1 protein-coding gene is annotated in these 467 nt (G+C 63.8%); it reads right to left on the bottom strand.

Annotation, left to right across the window (positions count from 1 at the left end; translation table 11 throughout):
* A partial coding sequence (locus AACY19_RS27190) for a Tn3 family transposase (protein WP_339454589.1) occupies positions 1 to 467 on the bottom strand: 467 nt, incomplete at both ends.

Below are 467 nucleotides of genomic sequence, written 5' to 3'. Positions count from 1 at the left end.
CGCGTGGCGTCCAGACTCATCATGTCCGCCGATGCCTGTTTACCTGTGCCCCATCGCCGTGCAACTGGGTGGGAGAGCATGTGGTTGACGACTGCGTCACTTGCGGCGCGCAGCTGCCCGCTTGCGATGATCTGGCGCATCACATGTTCGATCTGGTCATCGCTGACACCCGCAACCATCCGGCTGACGCTGGCCGCGCTCTGCATTGTGCCCAATCCCAGCAGGGCACAATAGACCTGTGTCAGCTCCGTCGTGCTGGCAGGCTGCCGCCCCAAGAGGATCCATGAGAAATGGGTAAGGGCATCGATCTCGATGAGAATATCGGGCAGTTGAACCGCGCCGATCGCCCCGAACAGGGCCCTGCGTGTCGCCCTGACTTCCGGGCCCTCGCCAAGCGCCTTGAGCTTGGGGATCCGCAGCCGGTCTTCGCGCAGGCCGATGTCACCGGCGGTGATCGCGGCATCGAG

It is taken from the genome of Pseudomonas sp. EA_5y_Pfl2_R50, assembly GCF_963970475.1.
Classification (GTDB): Bacteria; Pseudomonadota; Gammaproteobacteria; order Pseudomonadales; family Pseudomonadaceae; genus Aquipseudomonas.
Note: the sequence above shows the minus strand (reverse complement) of the source record. Positions and strands in the feature narration are given on the sequence as shown.